Origin of the sequence: Paucibacter sp. XJ19-41 (assembly GCF_028462495.1) — a bacterium.
In the GTDB taxonomy this organism is placed as follows: domain Bacteria; phylum Pseudomonadota; class Gammaproteobacteria; order Burkholderiales; family Burkholderiaceae_C; genus Roseateles_E.
The window spans coordinates 1-16,417 of record NZ_JAQOWX010000121.1; the positions used below are offsets into that span (position 1 = coordinate 1).

The 16,417-nt window shown below is 69.9% G+C and carries 14 protein-coding genes and 1 pseudogene; 9 read left to right on the forward strand and 6 right to left on the reverse strand.

The features are described 5' to 3' along the window. From PO768_RS23475 to PO768_RS23490, 4 genes are all read right to left on the reverse strand, one after another. Positions 1–2,253, reverse strand: a 2,253-nt coding sequence (locus PO768_RS23475) for a serine/threonine-protein kinase (protein WP_272647958.1), incomplete at its 3' end; no start/stop codon positions are given. Continuing rightward, a complete protein-coding gene (locus PO768_RS23480) occupies positions 2,253–2,846 on the reverse strand; it encodes an ECF-type sigma factor (protein WP_272647959.1) in 594 nt (197 codons plus the stop codon). The genes PO768_RS23475 and PO768_RS23480, both read right to left, overlap by 1 nt. A gap of 107 nt (positions 2,847–2,953) precedes the next feature. Next, positions 2,954–3,181, reverse strand: a complete 228-nt coding sequence (locus PO768_RS23485; RefSeq protein WP_272647960.1) for a DUF2798 domain-containing protein — start codon at positions 3,179–3,181, stop codon at positions 2,954–2,956. Positions 3,182–3,267: 86 nt separating this feature from the next. After that, positions 3,268–3,756, reverse strand: coding sequence for a DUF2938 domain-containing protein (locus tag PO768_RS23490; protein ID WP_272647961.1), 489 nt, complete (start codon positions 3,754–3,756; stop codon positions 3,268–3,270). Between the two features lie 100 nt (positions 3,757–3,856). On the opposite strand from PO768_RS23490, the gene PO768_RS23495 reads away from it, so the two are divergent. Continuing rightward, a complete protein-coding gene (locus tag PO768_RS23495; protein ID WP_272647962.1) occupies positions 3,857–4,354 on the forward strand; it encodes a helix-turn-helix domain-containing protein in 498 nt (165 codons plus the stop codon). Here PO768_RS23495 and PO768_RS23500 read toward each other — a convergent pair. Then, positions 4,311–5,345 (reverse strand): S66 family peptidase, encoded by a 1,035-nt coding sequence (locus tag PO768_RS23500; protein WP_272647963.1) that lies wholly within the window; start codon positions 5,343–5,345, stop codon positions 4,311–4,313. The genes PO768_RS23495 and PO768_RS23500 overlap by 44 nt on opposite strands. Positions 5,346–5,533: 188 nt before the next feature. On the opposite strand from PO768_RS23500, the gene PO768_RS23505 reads away from it, so the two are divergent. The 5 genes and pseudogenes from PO768_RS23505 to PO768_RS23525 all read left to right on the forward strand — a co-directional run bounded on the left by PO768_RS23505 (position 5,534) and on the right by PO768_RS23525 (position 10,691). Next, positions 5,534–5,986: a hypothetical protein gene (locus PO768_RS23505; RefSeq protein WP_272647964.1), complete on the forward strand. Its 453-nt coding sequence runs from the start codon at positions 5,534–5,536 to the stop codon at positions 5,984–5,986. A gap of 220 nt (positions 5,987–6,206) precedes the next feature. After that, positions 6,207–6,623, forward strand: a complete 417-nt coding sequence (locus PO768_RS23510) for an organic hydroperoxide resistance protein (protein ID WP_137943604.1) — start codon at positions 6,207–6,209, stop codon at positions 6,621–6,623. 36 nt (positions 6,624–6,659) lie between these two features. Beyond that, positions 6,660–8,103 (forward strand): annotated as a pseudogene (locus PO768_RS23515) (ATP-binding protein). Positions 8,104–8,168: 65 nt separating this feature from the next. Continuing rightward, positions 8,169–9,920 carry a cytochrome c biogenesis protein DipZ gene (locus tag PO768_RS23520; RefSeq protein ID WP_272647966.1) on the forward strand — a complete coding sequence of 584 codons (1,752 nt, stop codon included), beginning with the start codon at positions 8,169–8,171 and terminating at the stop codon, positions 9,918–9,920. Positions 9,921–9,947: 27 nt separating this feature from the next. Beyond that, positions 9,948–10,691, forward strand: coding sequence for a response regulator (locus PO768_RS23525; protein ID WP_272647967.1), 744 nt, complete (start codon positions 9,948–9,950; stop codon positions 10,689–10,691). 7 nt (positions 10,692–10,698) lie between these two features. Here PO768_RS23525 and PO768_RS23530 read toward each other — a convergent pair whose 3' ends face one another. Further along, positions 10,699–14,796: an LAGLIDADG family homing endonuclease gene (locus PO768_RS23530; RefSeq protein ID WP_272647968.1), complete on the reverse strand. Its 4,098-nt coding sequence runs from the start codon at positions 14,794–14,796 to the stop codon at positions 10,699–10,701. Between the two features lie 172 nt (positions 14,797–14,968). Between PO768_RS23530 and PO768_RS23535 the strand changes: the two genes are divergently transcribed. From PO768_RS23535 to PO768_RS23545, 3 genes are all read left to right on the forward strand, one after another. Beyond that, on the forward strand, positions 14,969–15,253 hold the full coding sequence (locus PO768_RS23535; protein WP_262970245.1) for a hypothetical protein: 285 nt from the start codon (positions 14,969–14,971) through the stop codon (positions 15,251–15,253). 31 nt (positions 15,254–15,284) lie between these two features. Beyond that, complete coding sequence (locus tag PO768_RS23540) at positions 15,285–16,007, forward strand: response regulator (protein ID WP_272647969.1); 723 nt, start codon at positions 15,285–15,287, stop codon at positions 16,005–16,007. Then, positions 16,007–16,417: hypothetical protein (locus tag PO768_RS23545; protein ID WP_272647970.1), on the forward strand; the 411-nt coding region annotated here is incomplete at its 3' end. The genes PO768_RS23540 and PO768_RS23545, both read left to right, overlap by 1 nt.

The window sequence follows — 16,417 nt, forward strand, 5'->3', positions numbered from 1 at the left end:
CTCGGCCAGCCGGGCCTGGGCCGCATCAAGGCTGGCGGTGGCGCCGGCGAGATCGCCCGAGCCCAGCTGGGCCTCGGCCAGGAACAGCCGGCCGCGCAGCGCCAAGGGGCTGGCCGGGCCGGCAAAGCGCTCGGCCAGGGCCAGGGCCTCGCGCAGCACCGGCAAGGCCTCGCCCCAGCGCTCGCGCTGACTCAGCGCCGCGCCATACATGCCCATCGCGGCCGCCACCGCCGCCGAATCCCCGCCGCGCCGGCGCTGAGCCTCGAAGGCGCTCTTCAGCACCGGCTCGGCCTCGGCCAGCCGCCCCAGGCGCAGCGCCAGGGTGCCGGTATTGCCGCGAATCACCAGCGCGTCCAGGTCCTCGGCGCGGCCCAGCTGCTCGAAGATGGCCAGCGTGCGGCGGTAGGCGGCCAGCGCCTCGTCGAGCCGGTTGGCCGCCGTCAGCGTGATGGCCATCGAGTTGTAGAGCAGGGCCGTCTCGCGGTGCCGCTCGCCCGAGAGCGCCTGGCGCTGGGCGATGGCGCTGCGAAAGGTCGCCAGCGAGCCCGCCAGGTCGCCCTGGGCCCGCTGCAGGCTGCCGCGTATCAGCAAGCCCTCCAGCAGCGGCTCGCGATGGGCGGCCGGCTCGGTCGCCCAGAAGGCCTCGGCCTGGGCCAGCAGCGCCGCAGCCGCCGCCACGCGGCCGCGCAGCAGCTCGATATTGGCCAGCTTCTGCCGTACCAGGGCCAGGTCTTGCGCATCGGCCTGCGGCCCGGCCGCCGCCAGAAAGCCTTCGAGCAGGGGCAGCTGGCCCTCGACATCGCCCAGCGCGCCGTACAGATCGGCCAGCGTGATCGTCAGCTTGCCGGCGCGTTGCGGGTCGTCGCGATACTCGGCAATCACCCGGGCGGCGCTGCGGTCCAGCATGGCCTTGGCGGTCAGCGGGCCGGCCGCCGACGCCGCTGCGGGATCGGCAATCGCGCTGCGGAACAGGCCGATCAGCTGGTAGCGCAACGCCTCCTCGCGCGCCGCCGCCCGCTCGGCCACCGTGCGCTGCAGCTCGGCCCGCTGCATCTGCCACAGGCTCAGCCCCAAGCCGCCGGCCAGCGAGGCGAACACCAGGCCGCCGCCGGCCACCCACCAGCGGTAGCGGCTCAGAAAGCGCCCCAGCAGATAGGCCGCCGAGCGGCCGCGCACCGCCAGCGGCTCGCGGGCCAGATGGCGCTCGATGTCCTTGGCCAGGGCCTCGACGCTGGCATAGCGAGCGGCCGGATCCTGGCTCAGGCAGCACATCACCAGCGCGTCCAGATCACCGGCCAGCGCGCGGCGCCAGCTGCTCGGCGGCCTGATGCTCAAGCCCGCCAGCGCCGCCGCCATCGCCTCGGCCGAGCCGGCCGGCAGCCGGTAGGGCCGCCGGCCGCTGAGCAGCTCGTAGAGCACGACGCCCAGCGAGTAGATATCCGAGGCGGTGCCCAGGCTGCGCCCGGCCAGTTGCTCGGGCGCGGCCGCATCGGGCGTGAACGAGTGCCCGTCCAGCGGCAGGGCCGCGCCCAGCAGATGGGCGATGCCGAAGTCCAGCAGCTTGACCTGGCCATCGGGCGTCACCAGGATGTTGGAGGGCTTCAGGTCGCGGTGGATGACCAGGGCCGCATGCGCATGGCCGACCGCGCCGAGCACCTGCAGAAACAGCCGCAGCCGCGCCGCCAGATCGAGGCGCTGCTGATCGGCATAGCGCGTGATCGTCTGCCCCGGCACCCACTCCATCGCCAGATAGGGCTGGCCGTCGGCGGCGAAGCCGGCGTCATACAGGCGCGCGATATGCGGGTGCTCCAGCCCCGCCAGCAGATCGCGCTCCTGGATGAAGCGTCGGGCCGCCGTCTCGTCGGTCTCCAGACCCAGGCCGCGATGCGGCAGCTTCAGCGCGACACGGCGCAGCACATGCTCGGTCTGCTCGGCCAGCCAGACGCTGGCCATGCCGCCCTGGCCCAGCGGCTCGATCAGCCGGTAGCAGCCGACCATCGCGCCCGGCAGCAGCGCCGCCCCGGCCCGTTCGACCAAGGCCTGGGCCACCAGGCCCGAGGGCGCGGCCGCCAGCCGGCCGTCATCGGCCTGCTCATGGGCGGCGAGCAGGCGGCGCAGCGCTGCGCCGATCTCGGGCTCGCTGGCCTCCAGCGCCGCCAGCCAGGCCGCGCGCTGCGCCGGCGCCAGGTCCAGCGCCTCGTCAAAGCCTTGCGAGATCCGGGCCCAGGCGGCGGCGTCGACCGGCGCGCGCATCAGGCATCGCCCTGCAGCCGCAGCCGCATGAAGGCGCGCGCCTTGTCCCAGTAGCGGCGCACACTGCGGTCGCTGATGTCCATGGCCAGCGCGATCTCGGCATCGGTGCAGCCGCCGAAATAACGCATCTCGACCACCTGAGCCAGCTTGGCATCGAGCAGCTCCAGCTCGTTCAGCGCGCGCTCGACATCGAGCACGGCGGCGGCATCGGCACCCTGCCCCGCGCCCACATCGGCCGCGCGCTGGGTATCGAGGGTCAGGTCTTGCCCACCACCGCCGCGCCGGGCCGCGTTGCGGTGGCGTGCAAAGTCGATGACGATGTGGCGCATGGTCTTGGCGGCGTAGGCGAAGAAATGCTTGCGGTCCGCTATCGCCAGACGGGCGCCCTGGACGAAGTGCAAAAAGCTCTCGTGCACCAGGGCCTGGGTGTCGAGCAGGGTATCGGGCCGGTGGCTGCTGCGCAGGCGGGCGCGGGCGATGCGCAGCAGGTCCGGATAGAGCTCGGCAAAGGCCCGGTCGGCGGCGGCCCGGTCGCCGCCGTGGGCGGCGCGCAGGAGGGCGGTCAGCGACTCGGGGGGTGGCGGGCGGTCCATGCTGGGCTCAGTATCACATCAAGCCCGGGCCGGACCCTGCGGGCCCAAGCGCCTAACTTGGGGATCGACAGGCGCGCAGAAAACCGCGCGGCCCGGCCGCGAGCCCCTCAGGCTTTGGTCGTCATGCGCTCGACCGCCTTCCTCGCCAGCGGCGCGACCAGCAGCACGGCGGGAAAGGCCACCAGCCAGGCGGTCAGCCAGGCGGCGATCCACAGGCTGGCGAAGTCGGGCGACAGGCCGAGGGAGCGCCAGGTCGCGATACCCGAGACCAGCAGCGACATCAGGCCGGACAGGATCAGACCGAACAGCAGGGGGGCGTACTTCTTGGGAATCATGGAAATCTCCGGTTTCAGTTGGAAGACGGACCCGCCAGGGGCCCGGAAGGGATGTGGTGATTGCATCTCCGCGTCGGCCGGCAGGATCAGAGGCGGCTCAGCACGGCGGCCGACAGATAAAGCCCCAGGCCGAAGACCAGATGATTGGCCAGGCTGCGCAGGCAGTTCTTCAACGGTGTCGGCGTCTTCGACGATGCGATGCCCGCGCCCATGGCCGGCTGCATCACGAACAGCGGTGCCAGCACGGTCGCCGCCCCCCAGACCAGCGCCGGCGCGAGCGTGGGCTGCTGGGCCCAGCCCAGGCCCTGCACACCCACCAGCAAAGCCGCAAACACGATGCCGGTCCCGTAGTGCAGCAGCCAGCCCAGCGCCAGCTCCCCGGGCACGGCCGCGGCGGCGCTGATCGGCGCATGGCGGAGGCGGCCGCGCGGCAGATGCCCGACCCAGCGCCCGATCAGCGCGAAGTTCAGCGTCGGCACACCCAGGCGGCGCAGCAGCCAAAGCCAACCGTCCATCACAAGGGTGGCGCCGACACCAATGAGGGCGACGCGAGAAATGTCCTGGAGCGATGTCATGCGAGGGATGCCTTTGCGGTTGACTTGATGGCGACTTGTGCTCAGGATAGAAGTTGAAGTCAACTTCAAGTCAAGCGGCGATTGCCTGGACTCAAAACGCATGGACATCTCTGAAGTCGCCAAACGCTCGGGCCTGGCCGCCTCCACGCTGCGCTACTACGAGAAGCGCGGGCTGATCGCTTCGCTGGGGCCGGAGGGCACGCGACGCCGCTTCGCGCCCGCGGTGCTGGACCAGCTGGCGCTGATCGCGCTGGGGCAGGCGGGCGGGCTGTCGCTGGACGAGATCGGCGCCATGCTGTCCCCGAGCGGCCCGCCCCGCATCGACCGCGAGCTGCTCGCGGCCAAGGCGGACGATATCGACCAGACCATCCGGCAGCTGCGGGCCATCAGCCGCGGCCTGAGGCACGCCGCCGCCTGCAGCGCGCCCAGCCACGCGCAATGTCCGACCTTCCAGGGCCTGCTGAAAGCGGCCGCATCCGGCGCGCTGGAGCGCCAGCGCCAGGGGCTGCGCGCCGCCGCGCGAAAAGAGACCGGCGCCGTGCCGGACGCCGGGTCTAGCGCCGCTGCACCAGCGCGCCGTGCCCGTCCGCGAAACTGACGCTCGCCAGCGCGCCATTGATCAGCGTGAACTGCGGCATCTTGTGGCCGATGTCCAGGTCGATCAACACCGGGCAGGCCAGCTCGCCCAGCACCGAGTCCAGCGCATCCCGGTATGAGAGGGCGTCGGCCTGGGGCGCCTCGGGTCCGCTGTTGCGGCCGATCAGCAGACCGGCCAGGCCGTCGAACCAGCCGTGGCGGCGCAGGCTCCACAGCGCGCGTGCCAGCGTCGGCGGGTTCAGCTCGCAGTTCTCCAGATACAGCAGCGTGCCCGCTGTGCCGCAAGCGCGGATGAAGTCCGGCACCGCGCCATAACGCGTGCCGGCCAGCCAGGCGATGGTGTCGATGCAGCCGCCGATCAGATGGCCCTGCAGGCTCAGCGGCGCCGTGCCGCCGTCCAGCCGCTGCCAGGCCACCGGCTCGCTGAGCAACAGCGGCACATCGGGCCGGGTCGCGAAATCGCCCCAGCTGCCCTGGTAGGTCGGGCCCGGCCGCTGCAGCACCGGCTCGCGCCAGTCGGCCGCCAGCACCGCCATCACCTGGGTGGTCAGCGGGTCGGTCTGGCTGGGCACCAGGTCCATCAGATTGGCGCCATGGGCCGAGGCCCAGCCGCTGCACAGGGCCAGCGGCAGCTGCAGCGTGCTCAGGTCCGAGAAACCCAGCAGCCATTTCGGCGGCAGCCCGCACAGCGCCTCGAAGTCCAGCCGGTCCAGCAGCTCGGTGGCCAACTCGCCGCCCCAGGGCGGCAGCACCGCCGCGACGGTGGGGTCGGTCAGAAAGCGCATCAGCTCGGCCGCCCGCTCGGCCGCTGGCGCGCTGGCATCCTTGTGTTCGGCGCGCAGACACGCCCCCTCGACCACCCGGTAGCCCTGCGCCCGCAGATGCTCGATCACCAGATCCAGCCGCGCATGCAGCGCCGCGGGCACGCCCGACGAAGGCGCGGTAACGGCGATCAGATCGCCGGGGCGAAGCGGGGCGGGGAAGTTCAGCATCGGGGCAGGATAGCAAAAGCGGGGTCAGGTTTTGCCATGCACAGTGTGACAGGTGCGCCGCCAGGACCGAGCCCCCCACAAGGATGATTGACGGAAGGCGCGCGCCTGCATCCAATCGGCGGCACGCGCGCCTCCATCGGGCTCACGGCCCGCAACGCAGCCCCTTTCAAACCCCAGGCACCACCACCATGCGCCCCAGCCTCCTTGGCATCGTGAACACAGACTGGCCAGCACTCTTTGCCGCGATCGGCCTGCCGATGATTCTTGTGATTGCGGCGCTGTATCCGCACGTCTTTCCGGTCGCCGGCTCCCAATGGGCGCTGCTGCTGGAGGTCGGGCTGCCTCTTGCCTTGGCGTGTGCCGGCCTCCTCATGTGGCGCTGTCTGCGCGTGCTGGCACTGTTTCGCAGCGGTGTTCCGTCCACCGGGCGCATCACGCAGATCCAGCTCGCGAAAGATCGCGGGCGCATTGACTTCTCGTATGAACTCAACGGCAGCAGCCATCGCTCCTGGCAGCCGGTTCATCAAACCCGGCAGGTGCTCGCGCTTGAAACCGGGCAAGCCGTGCAAGTCCTGGCGCACCCGCGCAAAGCGGGCGTGGCCATCATCAAGGACCTCTTTCACAAGAGCGGAGACGCTTAACCGCGGCGGGATAGCAAGAGGCATGGTCTGACCCGCAAGGACTTCTCGCTGTTTCGAGCATCTAGCAGCAAGACCTGACCCTGAAGCGTCTTCGCTTTGAGGGCTTATGTAACGTACTGTAGGGCCCTGCCACAAGCGCTACACAGGCACACGAGAACGGCGCAAAAAAGGCGGCCGCGCCCAAACAATGCAGGCTCCACCTCAGTTCAGGAGCATTCTCATGTCCAAGATCGATCAAGTCATCTACACCGGCCGCACCCACACCACCGGCGGCCGCGAGGGCGCGGCGCGCAGTGCCGACGGCCGCCTGGATGTCCGGCTGTCCCGCCCCGGCAGCAGCGGCCCCGGCACGAATCCCGAGCAATTGCTCGGTGCCGGCTGGTCGGCCTGCTTCATCGGCGCCATGGGCCACGCGGCACGGCAGCTCAACGTGAACCTGCCCGGCGATGTCGCGGTGACGGCCGAGATTGATCTCGGCACCGGTGAGGGCGGCTTCTTCCTGCAGGCGCGCCTGCAGGTCAGCCTGCCCGGCCTGCCGCGCGACGCGGCCCAGGCCTTGATCGATGCCGCCCACCAGACCTGCCCGTACTCCAAGGCCTTGCGTGGCAATATCGACATCGCGACCGAGCTGGTGTGAGCTCGCACCCGGTGGCGCGGCCGCAAAGGACCTGGCATGCAGACCCGCACTGACCCACCCGGCATCCCGAGCGCCAGCGGCTGGCGCCGCTGGGTGCCGGGCACGCTGTTCGCGCGCGTCGCGCTGATCATCATCGTCGGGCTGGCGATCACGCAGCTGCTGGCCTTCGCGTCGATCCGCTACGAGCGCGACCTGGCGATGCGCGCGCTGATGATGACCGGCATCGAACTGGACATCGCCAGTTCGGTGGCGGTCCTGAACCGGCTGCCGGCCGCCGANCCGCTACGAGCGCGACCTGGCGATGCGCGCGCTGATGATGACCGGCATCGAACTGGACATCGCCAGTTCGGTGGCGGTCCTGAACCGGCTGCCGGCCGCCGAGCGCGCCGACTGGCTGGACCGGCTCGAACGCCCCAACTACCGCTTTGCTCTCACGGGCACAGTGCAGGGTGACGCGCCTGCCTCGGCATCGATGCGCAGTTTTGCCACAGCGATCACCGAGGCGGTGCAGCCGTTCCCGGTGATCGAGGTCGTTCAACCGCCCGAGCTGCACCAGAGCCTGCAGATGCAAATCCGGCTGAGCGACGGCAGCGATCTGATCGTGCATGCCCGGCGCGTCGAGCGGCCCATCTCTGCCTGGGTGCTGTGGGCGCTGGCCTTGCAGCTGGTGGTGTTGGCCGGCTGCGCCTGGCTCGCCGTGCGGCTGATCACGCGCCCGCTGCAGCAGCTGGCAGCGGCGGCCGATGCGCTGGGGCCGGACCTAAAAGGCCTGACGCTGGACGAGGCCGGGCCCAGCGAGGTGGCTCGGGCCGCACGTGCATTCAACGCGATGCAGCGCCGCATCACTCTCTACACGAACGAGCGGGTTGAGATCCTCGCGGCCATCTCGCATGATCTGCAGACGCCCATCACGCGGATGCGCTTGCGCGCCGACATGCTGGGTGACGAGACCGACCGGGAGAAGTTCCGCCAGGACCTGGAGTCGATGGACGCGCTCGTCAGGGAGGGCGTCAGCTATGCACGCACCCTGCATGGCGACACCGAGACACCACGGCGCCTGGACATCGACGCGCTGCTGGCCAGCATGAGCGCCGACTACGAGGACAGCGGCCAGGCGGTGCAGCTGGAAGGACGGGTGGGCGAGCCTGTGCTGACGCGGCCCCATGCGCTTCGCCGCATCCTGATGAATCTGATCGACAACGCGCTGAAGTTCGGCCGCGAGGTCCGGGTGCAGGTGCGCACGGAACCGCAGGGCCTGGTCATCGCGGTGCTGGACGATGGCCCGGGGATACCGGCCGAGCAGCTCGACGCGGTGCTGCAGCCCTTCTACCGGCTGGAGGGGTCGCGCAACCGCAGTACCGGCGGCACCGGCCTGGGCCTGGCGATCGCGAATCAGCTGGCCATGGCGATGGGGGCGCGGCTGGCGCTGATCAATCGCCCCGGTGGCGGCCTCGAAGCACGCCTCACGCTGAGCCTCTAGCAAGCGCCCCACGACACCGCAACGCAAGCGCGCGCGTCCCCACCCCAAAGAACCGAGAACCTCCGATGCTGATCCTGCTGGCTGCCTATCTGGGCGGCGTCTTCACCCTCCTCAGCCCCTGCATCCTGCCGGTGCTGCCCTTTGTACTCAGTCGGGCCGACCGCCCCTTCGGCTCGCACGGCCTGCCGCTGCTGGCCGGCATGGCACTGGCTTTCGCTGCGGTCGCGTCGCTGGCTGCCGTGGGCGGCGGCTGGGTCGTGGCGACCCACGAGACCATGCGCTGGCTGGCGCTCGCGGCCTTCGCGCTGTTTGGGATGAGCCTGTTGTGGCCCTCGCTGGCCGCTTGGCTGAGCCGGCCCTGGCTAGCGCTGGGCGGCCGCCTCGTCGCCGCCAGCCCCGCCGGCAACGGCAACCACTCGCGATGGGCCGCGCTGGCACAAGGCGTCGGCACCGGGCTGCTGTGGACACCCTGCGCCGGTCCGATACTGGGCCTGATACTGACAGGCGCCGCCTTGCACGGCGCCAGCGTCGGCAGTGCGCTGCTGCTGCTGGCCTATGCGGCCGGCGCCTGCAGCGCCTTGGCCGTCGTGTTGCTGCTGGGCCGCCGCATCGGCGAGGCGGCGCCGCTGTCCTTGCGTGGCGGCGCGCTGCTGCGACGCATCGCTGGCGTTGCGGTGCTGGCCTCCGTCAGCGGCATCGCGCTGGGTGCCGACACCGGGCTGCTCGCACGTCTGTCCGCCGGACCGACGGCGGCGCTGGAGAACCTGCTGCTGCAGCGGCTGGGTGGCGCCACGGAGTCCGGCTCGGCGAGCCCGCCGGCCGACACGCCGCGCACACGGTCTCCCGCCTTGCCGGTCGAAGGCCTGATGCCGGCGCTGGACGGCGCCGTCGGCTGGATCAACTCGCCGGCGCTGACCACGGCCTCGCTGCGCGGCAAGGTGGTATTGGTCGACTTCTGGACCTACTCCTGCATCAACTGCCTGCGCACCCTGCCCTATGTGCGCGCCTGGGCCGACAAGTACCGCGACGCCGGGCTGGTGGTGCTGGGCGTGCACACGCCCGAGTTCGCCTTCGAGCGCAAGCTCAGCAATGTGCTGCGTGCCAGCCAGGACCTGGGCGTGAGCTTCCCCGTCGCCGTCGACAGTGACTACAAGATCTGGCGGGCCTTCCGCAACCAGTACTGGCCGGCCCTGTACTTCGTCGACGCGCAGGGGCGCATCCGCCATCACCAGTTCGGCGAGGGCAGTTATGCACAGTCGGAGCGCGTGATCCAGCAACTGCTGCGCGAGGCGGGCCAGACCCAGCTCTCCGAGGAACTGGCCGCGCCCCAGGGCAGTGGCACCCAGGCCGCGCCCCCGGACACACGCGCCGCCTCGCACGAGACCTATCTCGGCTTCGCCCAAGCACAGGGCTTCGCGCCGGCCGGGGGGCTGGTTCGCGGGCGAGCCCATGACTATCGCGGGGCATCGCCGCTGCGCGGGCAGCAATGGGCGCTGGACGGCCGCTGGCAGGTGGAGGACGAGAGCGCGCTGGGGCTCGCCGGTGGCGGCCGAGTCATGCTGCGCTTTCGGGCCCGCGATCTGCATATGGTGCTGGGATCAGCCGACGACGGCCAGCCGGTGCGATTTCGCGTCCGCATCGACGGCAAGCCGCCGCTGGACGACCACGGCACCGACATCGACCGCGAAGGCCGGGGCACCATCAACGGGCACCGGCTCTACCAGTTGCTGCGACAGCAGCAGCAGTCCGGCGAGCGATTGTTCGAGATCGAGTTCCTCGATCCCGGCGCACGCGCCTACGCCTTCACATTTGGTTGAGAGAATCGCTCAGCGGGAGAACGTCTGATGCAAGCGAAGCCGAGCGATCATGTGCTGCTGGTCGACGACGACCGGGAGATTCGCAGCCTGCTGACCGAATACCTGAGCCGCAACGGTCTGCGCGTGGTGGCGGTACCGACCGGGCGGCATATGCGTGCCGCGTTGGAAGAGTCGGGGCCGTTCGATCTGATCATCCTCGACCTGATGCTGCCCGGCGAAGACGGCCTGACGCTCTGCCGGGATCTGCGCAGCGGCAAGCACAAGGCCATCCCCATCCTGATGTTGACCGCCCGAGGGGAGGAGGCGGACCGCATCCTCGGCCTGGAAATGGGCGCCGACGACTATCTGGTCAAGCCCTTCGCACCCCGCGAGCTGCTCGCCCGGCTGCGTTCGGTGCTGCGGCGCACACGCATGCTGCCACCCAATATGCGGGAGACCGAGAACACCTCCGTGCTGGCCTTCGGCGAATGGCAGCTGGACACCATCGCGCGTCAGCTCGTCGACGCCCAGGATGTGGTGGTGCCGCTCAGCGGCGCCGAGTACCGGCTCTTGCGCGTCTTCCTGGATCACCCGCAAAAGGTGCTCAGCCGCGACCAGCTGCTGGGCCTGACCCAGGGCCGCGAGGCCGAGTTGTTCGAGCGCTCGATCGACCTGCTGATCAGTCGCCTCAGGCAGCGCCTGCGCGACGACGCGCGCGAGCCACGCTATATCAAGACGGTACGCAGTGAGGGCTATGTCTTCTCGACGCTGGTTGACAAAGGCTCGCCATGAGTCTTCTCTACCCACACTGCCCCACATACCCACAAGCCGTGCAGAAGTCGCAGCCGTCCTTGTGGATCATGGTCGCATTGCCGCATTCCGGGCAGGGTTTGCCGGCCTGGGGCTGGACGCTAAGGCCGACGGCGGCTTTGGCGACCGGGGCCTGCAGCAGGCCCATCTCGACCAGGGGCTGACCTTGCTCGTCGAGCACGCCCAGCATCGCATAGCGGTGGATGATCAGCCGGGCCACATACGCCACCGTCGAGGGCCAGATCTGCTGGCGGCGCTCGCCTGACAGCGTGGGCACCGGCGCCATGAAATGGCCCAGCGGCTCGCCGACATTCAGCAGCTTGCGCAGCTTCATGCCTATCCAGGCCGGGTCCATCACCCGCATGTCCAGCGACAGCAGCCGCGCCATGCCGTCCAGCGCCTTCGGGTAGTTGCCCGAGAAGCCCATCGCGCAGGGCCGGGTGATGTGGCCGCCCTCGGGGGTCGGCAGGCTGACCTCCTTGAGCGTCAGCGTGAACTGCTCGCCGGTGGCGGGGTTGTCGACGTCAACCGCCCAGGCCAGGGTGCCCATGGTGCTGGTGCGCGGCTCCTCGCGGCTGAACATCGCGTCGATGACGGGGGTCGGCCCGCCCTCCTGCAGCGCGCCGAGCTGCTCGCAGCGCCAGCGGATCACGGCCGCCGTCGCGGCCACGACGCCGGGGAACAGGCGCTTGTCGCCGCCCGGCGGCATCGGCATCTCGAAGGCGCGCTCCTCGGCCACTGTCGCCAGCGCGTCGAGCTTCAGGCGCAGCCAGGCGGCGTCGTTGGTGCGCAGGTCCATCGACAGGGTCTTGGCCAGCGCGGCCAGGCCGCGCGGCTGCTCGGCGCCGTTGATCCAGACCTCGAAGGGCAGGGTCTTGCCGAACAGTCCGGCATCCGGCCCCTCGGCCGGCAGCTCGCCGACGAAGAGCGCGAAGTCGCCGTGCGGGTGGCGGATCATATAGCTCCAGGCCGGGTTGCCACCGGGCAGCTCGGGCCGGCTGGGCCAGCGCAGCGAGGCCAACACCTGCTTGGGCAGGCGCTCGACGCGCAGGCGCTGGTTGCTGCCGTCCTCGGCCACCACCGGCTTCAGCGGCTCGGGCGCCGTCACGGTCGGCTCGACGCTCAACACCGAGCCGAGGATGCTGTTGGGCCGGTAGGTCGCCAGGCCCTTGAGCCCGCTCTTCCAGGCCTGGGTGTAGAGGTCCTGGAAGTCGATATAGGGGTAGTCGGCCGGCACATTGACCGTCTTCGAGATCGAGGTGTCGATATACGGCGCGACCGCCGCCACCATCGCCGCATGGTCGGCCGCGCTGAGCTCCAGCGCGGTGACAAAAGCCGGCGACAGCGCGGTCTCGGTGCCGAACAGATGGCGGTAGAGCCGCCAGGCATGGTCCTCGACCTGGTATTCCTTGAAGCCGCCGCCCTCGGCCTGGCCCAGGCGCTTCTTGCGCGTGTAGGCCCAGCTGAAGGCCGGTTCGATGCCGTTGGACGCATTGTCGGCAAAGGCCAGGCTGATCGTGCCGGTCGGCGCGATCGATAACAGGTGCGAGTTGCGCAGGCCCTGGGCGCGGATCTTGTCCTTCAGCGCCTGCGGCAGGCGTGTCGCGAAGCTGCCGCCGGACAGATAGAGATCGGCATTAAAGAGCTTGAACGGACCCTTCTCGGCCGCCAGATCAGCGGACGCGCCATAGGCCGCGTCACGCATCAGCTCGCTGATGCGACGGGCCTGCTCGCGCGCGGCCTCGCTGTCGTAGCGCAGGTTCAGCAACACCAATGCATCGCCGAGGCCGGTGAAGCCCAGGCCGATGCGGCGCTTGTTGGCGGCTTCCTGGGCCTGGGCGGGCAGCGGCCAGGGCGTCACGTCCAGCACGTTGTCCAGCATCCGGGTGGCCAGCGCGCAGACCTCGGCAAAACCGGCCTCGTCGAAGGCCGCCTTGGCACCGAAGGGCTCGCGCACGAAGCGGGTCAGGTCGATCGAGCCCAGGCAGCAGCAGCCGTAGGGGGGCAAGGGTTGTTCAGCACAGTTGTGGACATAGAGCCCGTTGGCGTCAAAGGCATGGATGTGTTCGATCGTGACGTCGAACACATCCTCGCTGCCGTCCGGCGTCAGCGACTCGACGGTGGCGACGAAGCGCTCGCGATTGAGCTCGCGCCGGTAACTGCCCAACAGCTGTTCCAGGCGTTCGCGCTTGGCCAGATCCTCGAAGCCCACCAGCTCGGCATAGTGCAGCAGATTGGCGCCGCTGATGATCAACTCATGCATGGCCTGAGTCGGATAGTCGCGCCGGCCACCCCGCCCATCGGGCAGCGGGCGCCGGCCGGCCGGCCGGCGCTCACGGTAGATGGAGGAGGCAATACCCAGGCGCTGCAGCATGCGCTGCGCCGCCCGCAAGTTCGCCAGATCGGCCTGACTCAGACGCACGCTGACGCCCTGGTCCTGGCTGCCCTGCACCGAGCCATCGGCATCGAAAAGGCCACGCAGCAGGGCACGATGGAAGTCCGAGGAGGTGGTCTCCATCAACGGCGTGATGCACTTGTGGCCCGGCGCCGCCCCCATCTGCAGCGCCAGATCGCGCAGCGCGGTCGAGGCCAGGCGGAACTCCCCACTGCCGGCAATCGGGCGTTGCCAGCCCTTGAAATCGCTGCGATGCACCAGCGTGGCGGCAGCCGCCTCCGCCGCCGCCATCACAGCGCCCAAACCGGCCGGGCGGTGCTCACTGGGGCCGACATCGCTGCCCACCACCTTCAGCTCCGGTGCCCACACCGACAGCACCGCCTTGTCGGTCTTGAGCGTGCCATCGCCGATCAACAGGCCCAGCAAATAGCCCTCGGCCGCCGTGCCGTGCCCGTCCCAGCCCTCCAGCGCTCGGTGGTCATGCAGCACCAGTTCGTCACCGGGCTGCAGCTCGCCGGCCGGCACCCAGGCACTCTCGACCAGGTAGCGGGTCTTGCGCATGACCTTGCGCACCGGGTGATCGGCCGTCAACCGCACGACCTGACCCTCAGCCAGGCCGAGTTTGAACACCGGCTTGTGGCCGGTCGGGAAAAATCCCTCGGATTCGCTGGCATAGGGCTTGCCATCGACCACCGCCGTGAAGCGCCGGCCGAGCAGCTGATGCACCTGACGTGGGCCGTCGGCCGTCATCACCCAGGTATCAGCCGTCACGCAGGGATTGGTCGCCGCGATCGACTCGCAGTAGTGCAGATTGTTGTCGGCGTTGATGCGGTCCAGGAACAGCACGCCGGGCTCGGCATGGTCATAGGTCGAGCGCATCACCTGGTCCCAAAGCTCGGCAGCGGCCAGCTTGCGATAGACCCACAGGCCATCATCGCGCTGGTAGGCGCCCTCCTCCTTTTGCGCCGGGCCGGGCTCGGCCCTGTGCACCAGCTCCACCAGGCCGCGCGCCAGCACCGCCTCCATGAAGGCATCGGTGACGCCGATCGAGATATTGAAGTTCTTCAGGTCGCCCTGGTCCTTGGCGCGGATGAAGTCGACGATGTCCGGATGGTCGCAGCGCAGCACGCCCATCTGCGCGCCGCGCCGGCTGCCGGCGCTCTCGACCGTCTCGCAACTGCGGTCGAACACCCGCATATAGCTGACCGGGCCCGAGGCATGGCTTTGCGTCGAGCCGACCCAGGCGCCCTTGGGGCGGATGCGCGAGAAGTCGTAGCCGACTCCACCGCCACGGCGCATGGTCTCAGCGGCTTCGGTCAGCGCGGTGTAGATGCCGGGATGACCATCCTCCACCGAGGCGATCGAGTCGCCGACCGGTTGCACAAAACAATTGATCAGCGTGGCCGAGAGCTCGGTACCGGCAGCCGAGAGGATGCGGCCGGCCGGAATAAAGCCGCGCTTCTGGGCCTCGAAAAATCGCGCCGTCCAGGCCCCCCGCTGGGCCGGTTCCTCGGCCTCGGCCAGCGCACGGGCGACCCGCTGGCGCAGCTCGTCCAGCGTGCGCTCCTCGCCCTTGGCATACTTCTCCTGCAGCACCTCGGCGCTGATGTCCTGGGCCGGCAGCGAGGCCACCGGAGCCAGCGGCGTCGGGGCGAGAAAGATGTCGGACTGGGTGGGACTGTGCTGGGCCATGCTGATCTCCGGAACCTCGGGCCATCTTAGCGAAGTGAGATGGCGATCCTCTTGATCCAGACGAAGCCGAGGCCGGGGACAGGAAACATTTGAAACAAAGCCCCTGGTGCTGGAAATCCGCCTGATACCAGCCCCATCGACAGTCCTCCCATCCACTCCCGGGAGCACCGCCATGCCGCAAGCCCTCAGCAATCCCATCTGGCCCGCCTGTGAACGCCTGCTGGCAGGCCAGATCACCGCCCGCATCGAAAAGCATGCCGCGCTGCAGCGCGCCGAGGAGCGCACCCGCGAGCGGCTCAAGAGCCTGAGCTTCGTCGACACCCGCCCGGCCCTGACCCGCAGCGAGGCCTTTGCCGAAGACCTGCTGGAGCTGACGGCGCCGATCCAGGAATCGGGCGTCGGGCGCGCGTTGATGCGGGGTTTGGCCGGTGTTGCGCTGGGCCGCCGGCTGGCATGATCGCCCGGTCGCCACGTCCTCTGCCCCGCCCATGAGCCCTCCGACCTCCTTGCTGCTGGTTGACGACGAAGCCGAGCTGCGCGAGCTGCTGGCCGAATACTTCACACGCCAGGGTTTTGCGGTGCGCTGCGCCGCCGATGCGGCCGAGGCCCGCCGCCTGCTGGCCGAAGCCCGCCCCGAGTTGGCCCTGCTGGACCTGAACATGCCCGGCGAGAACGGCCTGTCGCTGGCGCGCTGGCTGCGCGAGGCCCATCCGCAGGTGGCCATCCTGATGCTGACCACGGCCAGCGACGCGGTGGACCGCGTGGTCGGCCTGGAACTGGGCGCCGACGACTATGTGGCCAAGCCCTTCGATCTGCGCGAGCTGCTGGCGCGGGTGCGCGCGGTGCTGCGCCGCACCCAGGCCGTCGTGGCGGCCACCCCGGCCACGGCGCCCGCCGGCAGCGGCCGCCGCGTCGCCTTCGGCGCCTGCGCGCTGGACCTGGACGAGCGCAAGCTCTGGGATGCGCAGGGCCAGGAGGTCACGATCACCGCCGCCGAATTCGATCTGCTGGCCCTGTTCGCGCGCCACCCGAACCGGCCGCTAAACCGCGACCAGATCATGGAGCAGGCCCACAACCGCGGCTGGGATGTGTTCGACCGCTCCATCGATCTGCGCATCATGCGGCTGCGCCGCAAGGTCGAGCGCAACCCCGACAAGCCCGAAGTCCTGAAAACCGTCCGTAACGTCGGCTACGTCTTCGTCAGCACTTGATGCCCGCGGCGCAAGACCCGGCCCTGCAGCAACTGGCGGCCACGCGCCGCCTGATGGCCTGGTTCGTCGCGCCGATGGCCCTGCTGCTGCTGGTGCTCAGCGCGCTGCAATACCAGCAGCGCATGGCCGAAGCCGAGGCCGCGCTGGAACGCGCCGCACAGCAGCATGCGCAAGACCTGCAGCTGCTGGCGCGCCCGGCCATGGACCATGTGCAGGACCTGCGCCGGCTGATGGAGTCCGCCTGGGAGCAACCACCCGACCCCGGGCCGGCGCTGGCTGAGGCGCTGCAGCCGCAGCAGCGGGCCGGCCAGCCGGACGGCGTGGCGATCACCGGGCACAGCGCCGGCCTGCAATGGGGTCAGGTCTGGTGGTCGGCGCCCGACGGCCGGCCCATCGAGCCGCTGTGGCTG

Coding starts and splice junctions, on each gene's coding strand:
- PO768_RS23520 (WP_272647966.1), top strand. CDS start 8,169: ATGCTGATCCTGCTGGCTGCCTATCTGGGCGGCGTCTTCACCCTCCTC.
- PO768_RS23495 (WP_272647962.1), top strand. CDS start 3,857: ATGGACATCTCTGAAGTCGCCAAACGCTCGGGCCTGGCCGCCTCCACG.
- PO768_RS23500 (WP_272647963.1), bottom strand. CDS start 5,345: ATGCTGAACTTCCCCGCCCCGCTTCGCCCCGGCGATCTGATCGCCGTT.
- PO768_RS23540 (WP_272647969.1), top strand. CDS start 15,285: ATGAGCCCTCCGACCTCCTTGCTGCTGGTTGACGACGAAGCCGAGCTG.
- PO768_RS23505 (WP_272647964.1), top strand. CDS start 5,534: ATGCGCCCCAGCCTCCTTGGCATCGTGAACACAGACTGGCCAGCACTC.
- PO768_RS23480 (WP_272647959.1), bottom strand. CDS start 2,846: ATGGACCGCCCGCCACCCCCCGAGTCGCTGACCGCCCTCCTGCGCGCC.
- PO768_RS23485 (WP_272647960.1), bottom strand. CDS start 3,181: ATGATTCCCAAGAAGTACGCCCCCCTGCTGTTCGGTCTGATCCTGTCC.
- PO768_RS23535 (WP_262970245.1), top strand. CDS start 14,969: ATGCCGCAAGCCCTCAGCAATCCCATCTGGCCCGCCTGTGAACGCCTG.
- PO768_RS23525 (WP_272647967.1), top strand. CDS start 9,948: ATGCAAGCGAAGCCGAGCGATCATGTGCTGCTGGTCGACGACGACCGG.
- PO768_RS23510 (WP_137943604.1), top strand. CDS start 6,207: ATGTCCAAGATCGATCAAGTCATCTACACCGGCCGCACCCACACCACC.
- PO768_RS23530 (WP_272647968.1), bottom strand. CDS start 14,796: ATGGCCCAGCACAGTCCCACCCAGTCCGACATCTTTCTCGCCCCGACG.
- PO768_RS23490 (WP_272647961.1), bottom strand. CDS start 3,756: ATGACATCGCTCCAGGACATTTCTCGCGTCGCCCTCATTGGTGTCGGC.